Raw genomic sequence first — 17890 nt, forward strand, 5'->3', positions numbered from 1 at the left:
TCAGGCCACGCGTGACAGGGGGGGCTCCCCGTGCATGACGCGCTCGATATTCTGACACGCATGAGCAAGCCGACGACTCCAGGTATCTACTGTCACACCGGCCACGTGAGGTGTGAACACAACGTTGCTCAGCCCGAGCAACGGCGAGTCGCAGGGCAGAGGCTCCCGCTCGAAGACGTCCAGGCCCGCAGCAGCAATTCGACAGCTGCGAAGGGCCTCGAACAATGCGGCCTCGTCGACAAGTGCACCTCGCGCCACGTTGATCAGAATGGAGGAGGGCTTCATGAGCGCCAGCGCCCGGCCATCAATCATTCGATGGTTGTCATCGCTCAGCGAGGCGTGAAGGCTGACGACATCGGAGCTGCGCAACAATTGCTCGAGCGTTACCAAACGGGTTTTGAGTTCGAGCTCGACTTCCTTGGGGGCTCGTGCAGGGCTGAAGTACACGACTTGCGCGCCAAAGGCGACTGCCAGCCGCGCGACATGGCGGCCGATTCGCCCGAGCCCAATGATCCCGAGCACCTTGCCGTGCAGTTCGCGCAAATTGGCGGTTTCCTGCATCCCCAGCCATTCGCCGCGCAGCATGGCTTCGTGGTGGAGGGGCAGACGCTTGAGCGCTGCAAGCATTAGCAACAGTGCGTGTTCGGCGGTCGTGGTCGCGTTGGCCCCGCCGTTGTTGGCCAGCGGAATGCCCGCGTCGCGAAACATCGTCAGGTCCAGCCAGTCATAGCCGGCGCTCATGAGCTGGAACAGCTTGAGTCGCTTGGCTTGACGAAGCTCCGTGGGCAGCGGGTTGCCGGGGTATGCCAGAACCACGTCGGCGCGCTCCATTGCGGCGAGTCGGCGCGCGGCGGGCTCGTCCTGCTCGACCATGTCGATCGTGCAGTTCGCTGGCATGGCATTGGCGACCAAGGGAAGAACCTCGACGGGCGCAAACCGAGCCGAATAAAGAAAGACGACGTGGGCGGAGGTCATGGCGTTCAAAGCGAGGCAGCCTTCGAGGGGGAGTCGCCCCATAGCCCCGGTCGATAGGCGGTGATGTGCCCTTCGATGGCGCTGGCTGCCACTGTCAGTGGCGATGCGAGCCAAAGCTCGCCCGGGCCCGAGCGGCCCTTGAAGTTGCGATTGATCGCGGAAACTGTCACCTGGCTTTCGTGCGAGGAGGCGCCCGGGCCGCACCCAATGCAGGCGCCGCATCCCGGGGCCACAAGTCGCACCCCTGCCGCGCGAAAGAGTTCGACGTAGCCACGCGCGCGCGCATAAGCCTCGACCGCCAGCGAGCCGCATTGGATGAAGAACTCGACGCCCGGCGCGACACCGCGGCCGCAGGCGTGAGCTTCAGCAAGGACGCGTGCGTACATGTCAAGGTCCTCGTGCTTGCCCGCCGTGCAGGAGCCGCCGTAGGCGATGTCGATACGCACGCGCCCAATCTCGCGCACCAATGCGCCATTGGTGGGATCGGCCGGGATGCCGCGCGTCGGGTCACCGGGGGTCGCGACCATCGGCTCGAGCTTGTCGAGGTCGATCCGATGGATACCACCCGTGTAGGTCGCGCCTGGGTCAGGCGCGACCGTGCGAGCGCGCAGCGCATCGAGGTCAACGCCCGGCCGCATGACGCGCAGCCAGTCGAACAGGGTGTCGTCCGCTTCGCAGATACCCGTCTTTGCAGCACATTCGGTGGCCATATTGGCCAGCGTCGCGCGTTCGTCCATCGACAATCCATGCAAGCCCGGACCGCCGAACTCCATCACACGGTCCAGAGTCTCCTGTCGGCGCGCAGGGCCTGCCAGAATGTGAAGCATCAGGTCCTTGGCGGTGACCCCGGGCGCCAGCGTCCCGTGCAACTCGAAGCGGATCGACTCCGGCACCGTCACTGCGGTCATGCCTGAATGAATCAGCGCCGCGTACTCGGTGGCGCCCACGCCCCACGCGAGCGCATTGCCGGCACCGCCCATGCAGGTGTGCGAATCGGTGGCCTGGACGAAGTCGCCGGGGTCGATGAAGGTTTCGCGCGCAATTTGATGGCAGATGCCTGGCGAGCGACCGTCGATCGCCGCGTGGTTGCGAACGCCTGTATGGCGCTGGAACTCACGCTGAAGCTCTCGCAGCCGCTCGATCTTGTCGCGGTAGGGCGCCATGCGCGGCACGCTGTCGGCGTAAATCAGATGGTCCTCGAAGACCGCGAACTTGGCCGGGTCCTTGATCTGGTAGTTCGCGCCGTGGGCCTGCTGGAGGAAATGATGAACTTGGGCCGTCGTGTAGTCGTGCGAGTAGCCGCCGTCCACGCGGACCATCACTGCATCGCCTGGCACCAGAGCTGCGCCTTCGATCGAATCGACCAGATGGCGAGAGAGAATTTTCTCTACCATGGTCTGTGGGCGTGTAGCCCGATGCGAAAGCGCCGGCAGCTTGACGGTTCCGCTCGCGACGCGCTCGCTGAGCGGCAGCAACCCACCGGACTCGACGATCAGCCGCTCGATCGGGTCGCAGTCCTGTTGAAAGTCCGCGATCGGAACCGCCTCACCCGACTGCAGCCGCCGCAGGACGTCGTGATGAGCCATCAGAACGCCTTGATTCAGGTTGTTGCGTTTATGGATGGGTGCGAAAGAGGCAGCGATCGCGATTCGAATGCCGCTCCATTTCTCGGCCTGCACCGCGGTTTCGCGCGATGAACCCGTTCCCTTGCGATAGCCCGAGACGATCACCTCGAAGCCGCCCCGGAAAAGTGCGTCGCGGGGAATGAGTTGTCGTCCATCGACGACCAGGCCGGCATACGCATTGCGGGCGATCTCGTCCGGCAAGTAGTCGAAGCAGGTCCACGCAGGCGTCATGACGTCGGTGTTGACATCGTCAAGCAGATCATCGATCTCGATGTCTTCCATGCGAAGCGCGAGCTCGCCGCGCAACTGACGCTCGATCAGCACGGGATCCTTTGTCAGGAACAGGACTCTGGCGCCTGGCGACAGGCGAATCGTGGTGGAGGGCATGTGTCTTTCTCTGTCTCGATCAGGCAGCCGAGGCGCCCGGGTGTTGCGGAGGCCGGGCGGCACGGTCCGGCAGGGCAGCGCGAATGACTAGTGGGGCCGACAGCGCTCCGACGCCCATGCCGTAGATCAACTTGTAGGCGATGAAGGGCGTCGCCGGCATCGAATGCAGGCCCAGGGAGGCCAGTGCCGCAACGGACAAGGGCACGAGAACGATCGTCAGAAGCAGCGCCAGTCCGAGAACGCGCAGGAGCGCATTGCGGGGCAGGCGGACCGCGGGCCCATGGGGCGGCCCGAGGGGCGGCACGCGGCCATCGCGAACGCGCTTGCGCGTGAGCAAGGTCACGATGAGGTTGCCCACCAGGGTGATCATGAACACGGTCGGGACGAGGTCCATCGCCATGCCGTCCGTTCCCCAGAGTGGCATGGCCGCTCGACCCTGCAGCGCGACAAAAGCAAACACCACCGACAGCGCTGCGTTGAACACGCAGCCCAGGAGGATTTCGGTTCGTAGGTACCGACGATGAGCCGGTGAAAGGACGTCTGTGTGCAACTTGTTCTCCTTGGCGTCAGGAAGCGCGCGGCATTCTAGGCACGGTCGTCGCGCGCGAGCCAATCAAAAGAAGTGCGATCGACATGAGCGGAATTCATGGGCCTGAAGGTTATGGGGTGGGTACGCGAATTCATTGGACGGGCCGAGTGCCGCTGCCAAGAATCGCGTCGCTTGGAATTCATGGTTCTCCGGAGCCGCCTCGCCGCTCCCCACTTCGCTACAGGAACAGGTCATGCAGACCCCAGACGAACCATCGACACAGAGTGCAATCGACTGCGCAGTTCACGACTTCACGCTGCCCGCGACCCAGAGTTCGCCGGCGGCCAGACGAGCGCTGCGCGGCCTGGAACCTGGTCGTCTGCCCGAGGGCGGTGAACTCACGCTACGTAGAAGCTTCGCTGCGTTGCACGGTGTTGATCTCGACGGCGTGGTTCTCGGCAATGGTTCGACGGAACTGCTGCACCTGCTGCTGCGTTCGCTCGGTGCGGGCAACATGGTTGTGGTCCTGGCGCCGGCTCTCGCGGAGTACGAGCGTGCCGCCAAGCTGGCGGGCGTCTTGACGGTCAGTCTTCTCGCCAGCGCGGAGACCGATTTCGTTTGGGATATTTCGTTGGTTTGCCAGCGGCTTGCACAACTTCGACCGGCAGCCGTACTTCTTGCCAATCCGAGCGGACTGACGGGAAGCCTCCTCGACGAGAAATCCGTGAACGCCCTCGCCGATGCCATTCCTGAGGGCGTGCTTGTTCTCGACGAGACCCAGATGTGCTTCGCCGATCGACCAACGGCGCTGCGCACGGGGCGAGGCAACGTCCTGTCCATGCGCTCGATGAGTTTCGAACACGGGCTTGCAGGGTTGCGCCTCGGCTATGCGATAGGACCCGCCAACTTCGTGACGGCAATGCATTCGCAGCAGCCCGCGCGCGCCATCAATGCAGCGGCGCAGGTTGCGGCGATCGCTTCGCTCGGCGACCCCGGATGGACAGATCGCGCGGCCGCGAGGCTCAGGCGCCATCGCACCGCGCTGGCCAAGGCACTTGGGCGGATCGGGTTCTGTGTTCGACCTTCGCAAGCCGCGTACCTCCTTGTCGCGACGCAAGAAGCGGACTGGCTTTGCGCGGCATTGGCGGCCCGCGGCATCAAGGTCACCGACGGCGCTCGCCTTGGCGTGCCGGGCCATATCCAGATCGCAGTTCGGGGTGGAGAAGCCGCAAGGCGTCTGGTCGACGAGATGAAGCGCCTTCTTGCCGGCAAGGCAGAGTGATGACCGGTCGCACACCGAAATATCCGCTTGAAGCCGACGTGGTGATCGTCGGCGCCGGTGCGGCAGGCGCTGTCATGGCGGCTCGGCTCGCTCAGGCCGGGCGCCGTGCGGTGGTCCTCGAAGCGGGTCCGCGCTGGAACGCGGGTGACCTCGTGAGTTCGCAGATCTGGGCACGCCGCATCAAATGGGGCGGCCCCGCGGTGCTACCCGGCGGAGAAGATCCCTACGGATTCAACATGGCGAACGGTTGGGGCGTGGGCGGCGCCTCGCTTCACCACTATGGCGGTTGGCCACGCATGCATCCGGAGGACTTCCGCCTTCATTCGGCTTACGGTCAAGGCGTCGACTGGCCGTTGACCTATGCTGATCTGCGGCCCTGGTACGACAAGATCCAGGAAGAGATTGGTATCTCGGGCGATGCGGTCGCCGAGACCTGGCGGCCCCCCGGCGCCGCCTATCCCCTGGGGCCGATGGCGGTATTCAGCCAGGGTGCGCTGCTGCGCCGTGGTTTCGAGAAGCGCGGACTTCGCACCGCGCCCTACCCGGCGGCCATTCTCTCGGCGAGCTACAAGGGACGGCCGGCGTGCATCAACGATGGCTGGTGCGACGCCGGTTGCCCGCTGATGGCATTGGCCAATCCGCTGGCGCTTTACATTCCTCAAGCGCTTGCGGCCGGCGCGGTGGTGCATGAGCACTGTCGCGTGCGTCGCCTCCGCGCAGACGGGCAGGGCGGCCGGGTGCGCGCGGTTGAGTTCGTTGACGCCAAGGGCCATGCTCATACCGTTCGTGCACGCGCGGTGGTGCTTGCTGCTGGGCCCGTGCAGAACGTGCGCATCCTTTTGCAATCGGCCTCGGCTGCGTCGCCAAAAGGTCTGGCCAACGGCAGCGGGATGGTCGGGCGAAACATCGCGGCACATGTAATGGTGCCTGCGCACGGCTTCTTTGACGAAGAGACCCAGTGCCACCTGGGGACCAGCGGTGCGCAACTCATCTGCCAGGATCACTATGGCAAGAGACGCGCCGGTGGTCCTTTCGGTAGCGTGACTTGGGCGATCGCCAACGCCCTCAAGCCCAACGACCTGCTCGGCATCGCGAATACGCGTGCGGACCTCTTTGGCGGCGAACTCCATCGCTTCATGGCGCGCGCTGCCAAGCATCTGGCCACGATGAGCGCGATCTGCGAGACCGTGCCCTCGGCCCGCAACAGGATCGAACTGGGCCCTGGCTTGGACCGCGACGGCATCGCGCAGGTTCGCATCACACACAGCCTGGACGAGCAGTGCAGGGCTTTGGCTGCCTTCGCGGGTCGCGAGGCGCTCGCACTCTTCGCTGCCGCGGGGAGCCGCGAGAACTGGTTGGGCCAACGCGGACTTGCGCACCTGGCGGGCGGAACGATCATGGGCGAAAAGGCAGCCGAGTCCGTCACGGACTCTTTTGGCATCTGCCATGAACACGCCAATCTGTTGATTGCCGGCGCGGGTGTGTTTCCGAGCCTCGGCGCGGTCAATCCGACCTTCACACTCCATGCGCTTGCGTCCCGCAGTGCCGAGCATGTGATCCAGCAATGGTCCAACCTGGCGGCATGAGCCGCACGCGAAGTTATGACGCAAGGCGCGCAATTCATTGGCGCGCACGACACTGCATCCATAACATCCTTGAGACCTAAACCAAATAGATGAACCGGGTCGAGAGACCAAGGAGATCCGAAGTGGCAGCACCGAAACACAGAGCCGAACTCAAGCCGTGGGCGCGCGAGCGCCTGCGGGGCATCCAGAACCTGCTCTTTCCCTCCTATGCGGCGGACTTCTCGAGATTGTGCGAAGAGGGCATTCGCTGGGATGTGGAACAGAGCATCCGGCACGGCTTTGTCTCGACCCATTGCGCGACCGAGGCGGGCCTCACCTTCGATGAGGCCAAGCGCTTTGTCCAGATCGTGGCCGATGCGGCCAAGGGCCGCATTCTGGTCTCGACGACGGCGATGTTCGACACGCTTGACCGCAACGTCGACTTCCTCAAGCATGCCGAACAGGTCGGTTGCGACCTCGCGCTGATCGGCTATCCGCCTTCGTACTATCCGCCGTCGCCCGACGATGTCGAGCGCGCGAGTCTCCAGATGATCGAGGCGGCCCAGATCGGCGTCATTCTCTATCCAAGCTTCAAGTACAACTTTGCGCGCTTCAGCGCGGGAGGCTTTCCTCTTGATGTATTGGAGCGCCTGGCGCGCCACGAGCGCGTGGTCGCGGTGCTGTGCGCGATCACCGAGCCAGCCTACGTCTCGGAATGCTTTGAGCGATGCGCAGAGCATGCCTTGGTGCAGTGTCCGTGGGAGCGCTGGTTTCCCCTGGCCGTCACGCGGTATGGCCAGCAATGGGCGGGTCCCGGCGCCTACGAGATCTTTCAGTCGCCGGACGAACCCAGGCTCGTGAACTACTTCCAACAACTGCTCGATGGGCAACGCGACGAGGCCATGGAGAGCTTCTGGCGCCTGACTCCTGCGCGACTCCTGTTCGAAAAGCAGTTCATGCCCACCCAAATGCTCGGGACTTACCACTGGCCCCAGCAGAAGTACTACCAGTGGCTGACCGGAGGCAATGGAGGCTACACGCGTCAGCCGGTCATGCGCATGCAGCAGCACGAGATGGACGAGGCCCGCAACGCGGTCCGTGCGCTCGGAATTGTGCCGCCCGACAACGATGCCGAGTTCTTCGTCGGCCGGGCGCAATACGCGCGGGGCAAACGCCCCTGGTGAAGCGTCGCTGCACAAGTACCTTGGTCAGAACAAGCTTGCGAGGGCGACGTGCAAGCGTCGACCGCAAGCCGTCCCATCAACTAGGAGGAGAGCGAAGATGAGAGAAGTGACGAGGCGCGCGCGCCATCGCAGGATCGTGTCCGCGATGGGCGCGACCGTGCTGTGCCTGCCCGCTTTGGGACAGACCCTGGGTGCCGTCTCGCCCGAATCCACGGGCAGCGCAGTGAAGTGGACCTTTGACGGAGAACTGTCGCAAGGGCTTGTTTGGCGCACCTCAAGGCGCAACCAAGAGCTTGTCGGGCCAAGCCACGGCGGCCTTCAGGCGACCGATCTTCAAGACGATGGCAATCTCAATTCCGACCGCGGGACCCTGGTGTCATCGCCGACCACGGCGCTCGGCACGCTGGAGGCGCAGTACAAGAACCATCGTGTGCTGCTTCGCGCGAGCTACGCCTACGACGGCGCGGTGATGAATACCTGGAACACCTGGGGGCTCGACAAATTCCCCGGCACTTTGAGGTCCGAGGTCCGTGATGCGGTCGGCAGCCGGGCGCAACTGCTCGATGCGTACTACGCAGGCGACTTCGACCTGCAGGATGCCGGCGCTCTGGAGTTCAAGCTGGGCCGGCAGACGATCATGTGGGGCGAGGCAAAGTTCCTGCCGGGCGGCATCAACATGTTCAATCCCATCGAGTCCTGGAAGAGCCACGCAGCGGGTGTCTCGCTCAAGGAAATGGTGCTACCGGTCGCGGCGGCCGGTGCCACCTGGCAGCTCAATCCAACAGTGAGCTTCCAAGGCTTCTACCAGCTCGAAAAGCTGAGGTTTGAGTATGACCCAGTGGGGACCCTGTTCAGCGACAACGACATTCTCGGAGCGGGTGCCGGCACGGTGGGCGTCGTCCCGGGCGCGCCGCCCCTGTATCGCGGCCCGGACCCGAAATCGAAGACCGGGGGGCAATACGGCCTGGCGAGTTTCCTGAATCTCGATGGGATCAACCTGGGCTTTTATTTTCAGAACCTGCAGCAGCGTGCGGCCAAGGTCAGCGGCGTGGGCCTCAACGGGGTGACCAGCTATTTCTGGGAGTTTCCCAATGACGTCAAGACACTGGGCACCAGTTTCAGCACGGCGCTCGGTTCAGCCGCGTTCACTGGCGAACTCGCCTATCGACACGACACGCCGATCGGCCTTGATCCCAACGCCGTCGGCGCCGCGAGGACCAACGCAGCGCTGTGCGGCGCGATTCTGGGTGCGCCGGCGAACTGCGGGGTTGATTTCGGTGCCGCGCCATTCAACATTCCGGTACCCCCGCTTGCGTCGACGCCGCTTCGTGCGCAGGCGAATGGGTATGTCCAAGGGTGGACGCGCGTCGATCAATGGGCGCTCAACCTGGGCCTCACGCAGGCAATGACCGGCAGCGATTTCCTTCCGCGTCTGCTGGGAGCCAATGGTGGACTGGTCGCGATCGAAGCCAACGCGATCCATTCAGGGTTGCCGAACCAGTTTGTGCTGCCGACGGCAGTCAAGGGTCCCTGGACCGGGTCTGTCATCGCGCAAGCCGCCGTCGACTACTACCGAGTCGGCGGGTCAAGCATCACGGTCACCCCGCGGTTGGTGCTGCAGACCTGGGTGTTCGGCGACGACCCGACACAGGCGCCATTCTTCAAGGGGCGCCTGAACGCGACGGCGGCCGTGCAGTTACGCCACGAGCAAAAGCCCGACTGGAGCCTCGAGTTCGCCTACACCAACATCTCCGATCACACCAGCCGAGGCAATTTGGTGCTGAGCGACCGGGACTATTTCTCGATGCTCGCCAAGTGGGCGTTCTGAGCACAAGCAACAGCAGGAGCAAAACATGAAGATCATTGCAGGCAAGCCATACGCAGCCACCTATGCGACGGCGCTGGTGGCCGTGGTGGCTGCGGCGGTCGTGTCCGGACCCGCGAGGGCGGCGCCGCAGGACGCGCGTCTCGATACCCCAACGGTGACGCCGGTGGGCGCCGAACGCAAGGGCAACAGCGCCGGAACGATACCGGCGTGGGAACCACTCACAGGCGTGCCCGCGGGCATCACGGGCGTGGTCGCCGGCGCCCACTATCCGGATCCGTTCGCGGCCGACAAGCCGATCGCGACCATCACGGCGGCCAACGTCGATCAATACAAGGAGCGGCTCACGGCCGGCCAGATGGCGCTTCTCCGGCGTGGGGATGCGGAGAAGATGCTTGTGTATCCGACACATCGGTCCTGCGCATACCCGGACTGGATCTACAAGAAGACAGCGCAGAACGTCGGCAAGGCCAAGCTCTCGGCCGACGGCAATGCCTTGTCGGGAGCCGTGGGCGGATTTCCATTCCCGTTTCCGGAGAACGGATGGCAGATCATGTGGAACCACAAGACCAACTTCTACGGCGCCACGCGCTTTCGGTCGACGAACAGCGGCTTTCTCGTAAATCCTGACGGCAGTTTCGAACCGTCCAAGCAGGTCGAGGAGATCATCTTTCCGTACCACATGGACGACAAGGGCGGCCTCGACAAGTACAACTTCATGACCAAGGTGACGACCGAGGCACCGGCGCGGCGCAAGGGCAACGCGCTGCTGATTCATGACCCGCTCGACGCATCGACCAGCCAGCGGGAAGGCTGGATCTATCTCACTGCCTTGCGCCGCATGCTGCGGGGACCCGATGTGCGCCACGATGCGCCGGATCCGGACTCGCAGGGGCTGCTCACGATCGACCAACGCAACATGTTCAGCGATTCGCTGGAGCGCTACGACTGGAAGATTGTTGGCAAGGCTGAAAAATACGTGGGCTACAACGGCTACAAGATCGTCGATGTGCCGCCCGCGGAGCGAGCGAAGGTGGTTGGCAAGACCCGCATCTCGCCGGACTACATGCGCTACGAACTCCATCGCGTCTGGGTGATCGAGGCGACCCTGAAGCCCGGGCAACGCCACATCTATCCGAAGCGCACGTTCTACATGGACGAGGACAGCTGGTACATCGTCGCCGCAGACATGTACGACGCGCAGGGAAAGCTCTGGCGGACTTCCGAAACTCAACTCGTGAATTTCTATGACCGCCCGAGTTGCCTGCCGGGCATGCGAGTGAACTATGACCTCCTCGACGACAAATACTACGTGGAACTGTGGTCCGAGAAATACGAGTACGACGTGCCCGAGCTCAATGCACTGACCTTCTCCCCGGATTCGCTGCGTAGGGGCCAGCGCTGAGGCCGCAACCAAGAATGAGAACACGGGCGCCGACCGGTGTACCTGGAGACATGCATTTGAAATGGAAATATCTTGCTGCGGCGCTGTGTTGCGCCTCGGCGCCGCCGCTCAGCCTCGCGGCGGCATCCCTCGACGCTTCCCCTGTCCATCAGCTGCTGATCGGCGCCGCGCGTGCCGGAGACGGCGTGGTCGCCGTGGGCGAGTGGGGGACCGTTCTGCGCTCAGTGGATGCGGGCCGTCATTGGCGTGCAGCGACCGTCCCGATCGACGAAACGCTGACGGATGTGTACTTTGCGGACGCCGTTCACGGCTGGGCAGTCGGTCACCACGGCGCCATCCTGGCGACTGAAGACGGCGGGCAGCACTGGGCCGACCGGCGCCTGGCCGATCGATCCGTCGATCCGCTTCTGGGGGTGTACTTCTTCGACGTCGCGCATGGCTTTGCAGTCGGCGCATTCGGCACACTGCTGGAATCCATCGACGGTGGCCTCACCTTCCAGCCTCGCGACATCGGCCAGGGCGATCGCCACCTCAAGGCGGTCGCCGGCAACGCGGCCGGCGAACTCTTCATTGCGAGCGAGGAGGGCGTGGTCTTCCGGTCCACCGATCACGGCAAAAACTTTGAGCGCGTGCAGACCGGCTACCGGGGCTCCTTCTGGGGACTCGCGTTGCTCCCTGACGCGGTACTGGCCTACGGCATGCGCGGCACGGTGTACCGTTCGGAGGACGCCGGCCGCAGTTGGGTTTCGATACCGACGGGCAGTCAATCGGGACTGAGTGCCGCGTGCGTGTTCGACGCACGCACAGTCGTCATTGCAGGGGCCGAAGGAACGGTTATCGAAAGCCGCGACGCAGGCAGAAGTTTCGCCCCTGCCGAGCGCTCGGACCACTCGGCGATCACTGCGTTGGCCTGTCTGCGGGGTGGCGCCTTGCTGATTGGCCGCGCCGCGCCCACGATGTACGAGGTGCCGCAATGACGCGATGGCTCGAAGCCCTGGTATTTGGCCACCGACGCAGCTGGCTGACGCTGTGGGCCATCCTCACGTTGCTGGCGTTGGCCGCAACTTCGCGGCTCTACATCGACGGGAGTTTCGCGAAGCAGGTGCCCTTGGAGCATCCCTACATCCGAACCCTGTTCAAGCACGAGGCGTTCATCGCCGGTCCCAACCAGGTCACAATTGCGCTGCGCGCGAAGGACGGAACGATCTACTCGCCGGAATTCCTCGCCTCACTGCGCAAGGCCACCGACGACGTCTTTTTCCTGCCGGGCGTCAACCGCACGACGTTGCGCTCCTTGTGGACGCCGAACGTGCGCTACACCATCAGCGTCGAGGGTGGCCTCGAAGCCAATCCGGTGATTCCGCCGGCCTACACGCCGACGGCGGCAGGGGTGGAGCTTGTGCGCCGCAACGTTCTGCGCGCCGACCTGATCGGAAGCCTGGTTTCGCGCGATGCCAGCGCCACGCTGATCGTGGCGGAATTGCGGGACAAGGATCCACAGACGGGACTGCCAGTGGACTACGTTGACACTGCGCGCAGGTTGGAAGAGATCCGCGCGCACTATGCCAACGCCGACGTGGATGTTCACGTGATCGGCTACGCGCCCTTGGTCGGGGCGATCGTTTCAGGCGGGCAGATGGTGCTGGTCTTCTTCGGCATCAGTGTGCTCGTGACTCTGGCGCTGGTGCGCTGGTACGCGGGTGCATGGAAGCCCACGTTGATGCTGCTGCTGACCTCGGCTTCGACCGTCATCTGGCAGCTCGGGCTGACGGGGCTGGTCGGTGGCGGGCTGAATCCGCTCTCGGCGATCGTCCCATTCCTGATCTTCGCGATCTCCGTGAGCCACGGCATCCAGGTCGTGAGCATGCAGCTCGAAGGCCTGCGTGAGGGGCTCGACGCCGCGCAGGCATCGCGCCGCGCTTTCCGCCAGCTCTGGGCACCTGGCATGTCGGCGCTTGCAGCCAACGTGGTCGGCTTCGGCACGCTGTTGCTGATCCCGGTCGGCGTGATCCGTGACATCGCGATCATGGCCACGCTCGGGTTGGCAGCCGTGAGCATCTGCAAGCTCACGACGCTGCCGCTTCTATTGACATGGGTTCGCAGCGCGCCAGCGCGCCCGTCCGCGCTGGGCGGCGGCGAGGCCGGCGGAGCCGGATCGCTGTGGCGACCACTGGCCCGGACCGCCGACCCGCGTGTGGCGGCGGGCGTGGTGGTCGTGGCCGTGCTGCTCGGCACCGGCGCCTTCTTCGTCGCGCAGCATCGAATTGTCGGCGACACGCAGGAAGGCGCCTCCGAGTTGCGCTCGGACTCGACTTACAACCAGGACGTGCGAGCGATCGTTTCAAGATTCGACCTTTCGTCCGACGTCCTGGTCGTTGTCGCCACCGGGAAGACCGACGCCTGCCTGGACTACGAGACCATGCGTCATCTGGATCGGATGGCTGCGACGCTGGGCGCGACGCCCGGGGTCCGATCGGTCGTGAGTCTCGCCTCCGCGGTGAAGGGCCTCAATGCGGCCTGGGCCGAGGGCAATCCGAAGCACTATGCGCTGCAGCGCGGCGAAGGCCTTCTCGCTCTGTCCGTCGACTACGTGCCCGCCGGCACCGGCCTGCGAAGCCTCGACTGCAAGGTGATGCCAATCTACGTCTTCGCGAGCGACCACAAGGCTGAAACCATCACGCGACTGCTCGATACGGTGAAGACCTTTTCGCGCGAGCATCCGGGACCCCTGCAATTCGAACTCGCCGCCGGGCCGTTGGGCGTCGCCGCAGCGGTCAATGAGACCGTGGTCTCCGCGCAATGGTCGATGTTGCTGTGGGTCTTTCTCTCCGTGGCCATCGTGAGTTGGCTCGGACTGGAGCGTTCTTGGCGCGCCACGCTCGTTGTGGTGCTCCCACTGGTCCTCGTGACCATCCTGGCCGATGCCCTGATGGTGGCCCTCGACATAGGCCTGAAGGTCGCGACGCTGCCCGTGGCGGCGCTGGGCGTCGGGATTGGCGTGGACTATGGCGTATACATCTTCTCGCGCTTCCAGCAGGCGCGCAGCGAAGAGGGACTGGCATTCCTACCGGCTTACCAGAAGGCCCTGAGCGAAACCGGCCGTGCGGTGATCTTTACCGGAGCGACGCTCTCCATCAGTGTTGCGACCTGGGCTTTCTCCCCGCTGCGCTACCAGGCGGACCTGGGCATCATGCTCACCGTGATGTTCGTCTTCAGCATGCTCGGCGCGATCGTCGTGAGCCCAGCGCTTGCGCGCTTCCTCTATTGGCGTGAAGCTGGCGCGAAGCCATCGTTCGGTGGCGATGGAGGCTCATTCGTCGAAAGCGGGCCAGCCGGCCGATCGACGGAGCCGCTTTCGCGCACGGTGGCCCGGCATGCATGATGAGGATCAGATGAGCACGCCCCCAACTCTGCTGGACAGGCTCGTGGCGGCCAGGCGGGAGCATCGACAGATCGACGACCTTTCCGTCGACGAGCTACCCGCTTCCCTCGATGCCGCCTACGCGATCGCCAATCAGTTGCTCGTAGCTATGGACTGGCGTGCTGCCGGCTACAAGGTCGGCGCAAATACCCAGCGTGCGCAGCAAATGCTAGGCCTTGACGAACCCTTGTCGGGCCGGGTGCTCGAACACAGCCTCTGGTCCGACCGGGCCACCTATCGGACGTTCGGTCAGTTTCTGGACGTTGAAGCTGAACTGGTGCTGCGCTTGGCGCACGATCTTCCGGATCCGCAGGCGTTGGGCGATGCCCAACTGCGTGACGCCGTCGACTGTGTGATGCTGGGCGCCGAGATCAATCTGCCGAGCTATCGCGACGCACTCGCGCTCGGCGGCGCGGCCATCATCGCGGACAACGGTGCGCACGCAGGCCTGGTGCTGGGCCGCCCGCGGCCGGTCACACAACTGGAGTCCTTGCTGGGGATACCGGCATCGCTGTATGCGGACGGTGCGCGGATCGCAAGCCGCTCGGCCGTCGACGCGGGTGTCGCGCCGCTCGCTGCCCTGAGCTGGCTCGCGAACGATCGGGCCCGTCGTGGAGCGCCGTTGCGCTCGGGCGAAGTGGTCGCGACGGGCGCTATCGCGATGGGCACGTCGTTCCAGGCGGGGCAGCGCATCGAGATAGCTCTCGATGAGGGCGTGGAACTCGTCATCGATCTTTCAAGTTGAACGAAACAAACAGAGGTATCCAACATGTTGTCAGAACGCATTGAAGGCAAATGGATCGACGCCTTCGTCCACAGCTTCATGCTGTGCCAGGTCAAGTCCGGCGATGCCGTGGCCATCCTGTCAGAGACCCAGTCCCGGCAGGTGAACGTCCACTTGGCCGAACTTGCCCTGCTGCGCATCGGCGCGCGGCCGTTTCACGTGGTGCTGCCGACCCCACCGCAAAACGCGCCAGTCCCTGTGCGATCGACCGGCTCGTCATTTGCGATCGGCGAGCTGATCCCCGTCATCCAAGCGCTGAGCGCATGCAGCTTCGTCGCCGATCTGACGATCGAGGGCCTGATGCATTCCAAGGAATTTCCGGTGATCCGGCAAGCGGGAACCCGCGTGCTCTACATCAGCAACGAGCATCCCGAGGCGCTGGAACGCCTGGTCGCGGATGCGTCGATGAAGGGGCGAATCCGGTCGGGCCGCGAACTGTTGCTTGCCGCCAAGTCGATGCACGTGCGGTCCGAGGCGGGTTCGGACCTGCGCATTGACATGCGCGACGCCATGGTCGGTGGCAATGTCGGGTTCTGCGATGAGCCAGGCCAGCTCGCGACCTGGCCCGGGGGAATCTGCAGCTGCTTTCCGAAGGCAGGCGCCGTCAATGGCGTTCTCGTGCTCGACGAAGGCGACATCAACCTGACGTTCAAGCGCTATCTGGAGCGACCGGTGACCCTCGTGATCGAGAACGACTTCGTCCAGGAGATCCAGGGCACCGGGCTCGATGCGGAACTGATGCGCAGCTACTTCGCGGCGTGGGGCGATCGCAATGCGTACGGCGTTTCGCATGTCGGATGGGGCATGAACCCTGCCGCACGCTGGGAGTCGTTGATCATGTATGACAAGGGCGACACCAACGGCACCGAGCAGCGCGCCTACGCCGGCAATTTCCTGTATTCGACCGGTGCCAATCCGCGTGCTGGACGCCACACGCTCGGCCACTTCGATCTGCCGGTACGCAACTGCGACATCCATGTCGACGACCAGTGTGTCGTGCGCCGCGGGGAGCTCCAAAGTGAACTGTTCTGAATTCGCCGCGGGGAAGGCGGCGGTGATCGAGCACGTCGGGCCCGCCCCGCGCATCGCCATCGAGCGGCAGGGGCACGGTCCATTGGTCGTCTTTCTGCACGGGATCGGCGGCAACCGGGCGAATTGGCGCGACCAGATGGCGGCCTTCGCCGGAGAGTTCAGCGCGGTGGCGTGGGACGCGCGTGGCTACGGCGACAGCGACGACTACGAAGGCGCGTTGCACTTCGAAGACTTCAGCACCGATCTGCTGCGCGTCATGGCGCATTGCGGTGCGCGCCGCGCCCACCTGGTCGGCCTCTCGATGGGCGGGCGCATCGCGCTCGACTTCTACGGGCGTCATCCGGAACACGTGGCGTCGTTGGTACTGGCGGACACCAGCGTGGCGATGCCCGCCGGTCCGGATCGCGAAGCGCACGTCAGCGCGATCCTGGCGGATCGCCAGCGACCGCTGCTGGGCGGCAAGACGCCCGCAGAGATTGCTCCCGCGCTCGCGCGCGGACTTGCGAGCAGCCGCATCTCGCCCGAGCGCCTGGCAATGCTCCAGCAGAGTGTCGCCGAGCTGCACAAGGACTCTTATCTCAAGACGCTCGAGGCCGTGACTCGCTACGAGGGCTTCCCGCCGCTGGGCAGCGTCCATGTGCCCTGCCTGGTGGTGGTGGGGAGCGAGGACCGGATTGCACCGGTAGACGTCGCGCGACTCACCGCAGCCGCGATCCCCGGGGCTCGACTGGAGATCATTGGCGACGCGGGGCATGTAAGCAATCTGGAGGAGCCCGCGGCTTTCAACGCGGCCGTGCTGAACTTCCTGCGCGGCGTCGAAACCGCTGGGAGGCATGCATGAGGACCACGCTGAATCGCAGCGTCCGGCTGACGGCGTACTGCGCCGACGGTCCCCTGCCGCCATCGTGCTTCGAGCTCGCGGAAGAGCCAGTGGGCGAGATCGAGGAGGGCCAGGTACTGGTGGAGACCCACTACCTGTCGATGGACCCTTTCCCGCGGCTTCGCATGCGGGGTGATGATTCCATGGCGCCGCAACTGCCACTGGGTTCGGTGGTGATCGGACGCGGCGTGGGGCAGGTGGTGGCCTCCCGTGCGCCGGCCTTGCCGGTCGGGACTTATGTGGCCGGTGAACTCGGCTGGCAGGAGCTGGCCCGCGTCGATAGTCGCACGCTGCGCTCTGTCGATGCCACCTTGGCGCCCGTCTCCACGAGTCTGGGTTTGCTGGGGCCTTCCGGCCTGACCGCCTATTTCACCGTCTTGCATCACGGAAAGCCGCGCGAAGGGCAGACCGTTGTGATCTCGGGCGCGGCGGGGTCCGTGGGTAGCGTGTCCTGCCAGCTGGCGAAGCACGCGGGGGCGCGCGTCGTCGCCATTGCGGGTGGCGGGGACCAGGTGCGCTACTTGCTCGAAGAGATTGGCGTTGACGCGGTGGTCGACCACACCATCGCGACCCCATTGGCCGAGCAACTGGCTCGCGCCTGCCCACAGGGTGTGGATGTCTTCCTGGACGGCGTCGGAGGTTCGTTGCACGAGGCGGTCATGGATCACCTCAATGTGCATGCCCGGGTCGTCGTCTATGGCGTGATTGCCAGCTATGGCCGTGCGGATGCGGCAAGCGAACTGGTGCCGAGCCACCTCTACAAGTTCATCCAGAAGCGAATTCGGCTCAGCGGCTTTCTCATCGCCGACCACGCCGGCGACTTTGCGTCGGCCAGTGCCGAGTTGTCTCGCTGGTTGGCCGAGGGACGCGTGCGCTGCGCAGAGTCGATCACTGATGGCCTCGAGAATGCCCCCGCCGCCTTTGCTGCCCTTTTTACCCCAGGGCGCTTCGGCAAACAGCTGGTACGCCTGCCGGCGGCCGGCAGATGAACCGGAC

Annotated in this window: 14 protein-coding genes; 11 read left to right on the forward strand and 3 right to left on the reverse strand. The window is 64.6% G+C overall.

Translation table 11 applies throughout. From position 1 onward, the window contains the following. From ACSFBL_RS31595 to ACSFBL_RS31605, 3 genes are read right to left on the reverse strand one after another with little or no spacing between them, the layout of a single operon-like run. A complete protein-coding gene (locus ACSFBL_RS31595) occupies window positions 1-975 on the reverse strand; it encodes a 2-hydroxyacid dehydrogenase (RefSeq protein WP_435519791.1) in 975 nt (324 codons plus the stop codon). A 5-nt stretch (window positions 976-980) separates the two neighbouring features. Beyond that, window positions 981-2987, reverse strand: a complete 2007-nt coding sequence (locus ACSFBL_RS31600; RefSeq protein ID WP_435519769.1) for an aconitase family protein — start codon at window positions 2985-2987, stop codon at window positions 981-983. 19 nt (window positions 2988-3006) lie between these two features. Further along, window positions 3007-3411, reverse strand: a complete 405-nt coding sequence (locus tag ACSFBL_RS31605; protein WP_435519770.1) for a hypothetical protein — start codon at window positions 3409-3411, stop codon at window positions 3007-3009. A gap of 358 nt (window positions 3412-3769) precedes the next feature. Between ACSFBL_RS31605 and ACSFBL_RS31610 the strand changes: the two genes are divergently transcribed. The 11 genes from ACSFBL_RS31610 (at window position 3770) to ACSFBL_RS31660 (ending at window position 17883) form a co-directional block, all read left to right on the forward strand. Continuing rightward, complete coding sequence (locus ACSFBL_RS31610; RefSeq protein ID WP_435519771.1) at window positions 3770-4798, forward strand: aminotransferase class I/II-fold pyridoxal phosphate-dependent enzyme; 1029 nt, start codon at window positions 3770-3772, stop codon at window positions 4796-4798. Beyond that, window positions 4798-6384 (forward strand): FAD-dependent oxidoreductase, encoded by a 1587-nt coding sequence (locus tag ACSFBL_RS31615; RefSeq protein WP_435519772.1) that lies wholly within the window; start codon window positions 4798-4800, stop codon window positions 6382-6384. Before ACSFBL_RS31610 ends, ACSFBL_RS31615 begins: the two co-directional genes overlap by 1 nt. Window positions 6385-6506: 122 nt before the next feature. Beyond that, window positions 6507-7547 (forward strand): dihydrodipicolinate synthase family protein, encoded by a 1041-nt coding sequence (locus tag ACSFBL_RS31620; RefSeq protein WP_435519773.1) that lies wholly within the window; start codon window positions 6507-6509, stop codon window positions 7545-7547. A 145-nt stretch (window positions 7548-7692) separates the two neighbouring features. Then, the gene (locus ACSFBL_RS31625; RefSeq protein WP_435519774.1) at window positions 7693-9375 is read left to right on the forward strand and encodes a DUF1302 domain-containing protein; all 1683 of its coding nucleotides are present in this window, start codon (window positions 7693-7695) and stop codon (window positions 9373-9375) included. A 25-nt stretch (window positions 9376-9400) separates the two neighbouring features. Next, entirely contained in the window at window positions 9401-10777 is a 1377-nt protein-coding gene (locus tag ACSFBL_RS31630) for a DUF1329 domain-containing protein (protein WP_435519775.1), read from the forward strand. A 185-nt stretch (window positions 10778-10962) separates the two neighbouring features. Beyond that, window positions 10963-11754: a WD40/YVTN/BNR-like repeat-containing protein gene (locus ACSFBL_RS31635; RefSeq protein ID WP_435519776.1), complete on the forward strand. Its 792-nt coding sequence runs from the start codon at window positions 10963-10965 to the stop codon at window positions 11752-11754. Continuing rightward, a complete protein-coding gene (locus ACSFBL_RS31640; RefSeq protein WP_435519777.1) occupies window positions 11751-14159 on the forward strand; it encodes an efflux RND transporter permease subunit in 2409 nt (802 codons plus the stop codon). The genes ACSFBL_RS31635 and ACSFBL_RS31640 overlap by 4 nt, the downstream gene beginning before the upstream one ends. Before the next feature lie 10 nt (window positions 14160-14169). Further along, window positions 14170-14943: a 2-keto-4-pentenoate hydratase gene (locus ACSFBL_RS31645; protein WP_435519778.1), complete on the forward strand. Its 774-nt coding sequence runs from the start codon at window positions 14170-14172 to the stop codon at window positions 14941-14943. Between the two features lie 24 nt (window positions 14944-14967). Continuing rightward, on the forward strand, window positions 14968-16014 hold the full coding sequence (locus ACSFBL_RS31650; RefSeq protein WP_435519779.1) for a 2,5-dihydroxypyridine 5,6-dioxygenase NicX family protein: 1047 nt from the start codon (window positions 14968-14970) through the stop codon (window positions 16012-16014). Further along, entirely contained in the window at window positions 16001-16855 is an 855-nt protein-coding gene (locus tag ACSFBL_RS31655) for an alpha/beta fold hydrolase (RefSeq protein ID WP_435519780.1), read from the forward strand. The genes ACSFBL_RS31650 and ACSFBL_RS31655 overlap by 14 nt, the downstream gene beginning before the upstream one ends. Beyond that, window positions 16852-17883 (forward strand): NADP-dependent oxidoreductase, encoded by a 1032-nt coding sequence (locus tag ACSFBL_RS31660; RefSeq protein ID WP_435519781.1) that lies wholly within the window; start codon window positions 16852-16854, stop codon window positions 17881-17883. The genes ACSFBL_RS31655 and ACSFBL_RS31660 overlap by 4 nt, the downstream gene beginning before the upstream one ends. Window positions 17884-17890 lie beyond the last annotated feature (7 nt).

Source organism: Variovorax glacialis, from assembly GCF_051216375.1.
Taxonomy (GTDB): Bacteria; Pseudomonadota; Gammaproteobacteria; order Burkholderiales; family Burkholderiaceae_C; genus Variovorax.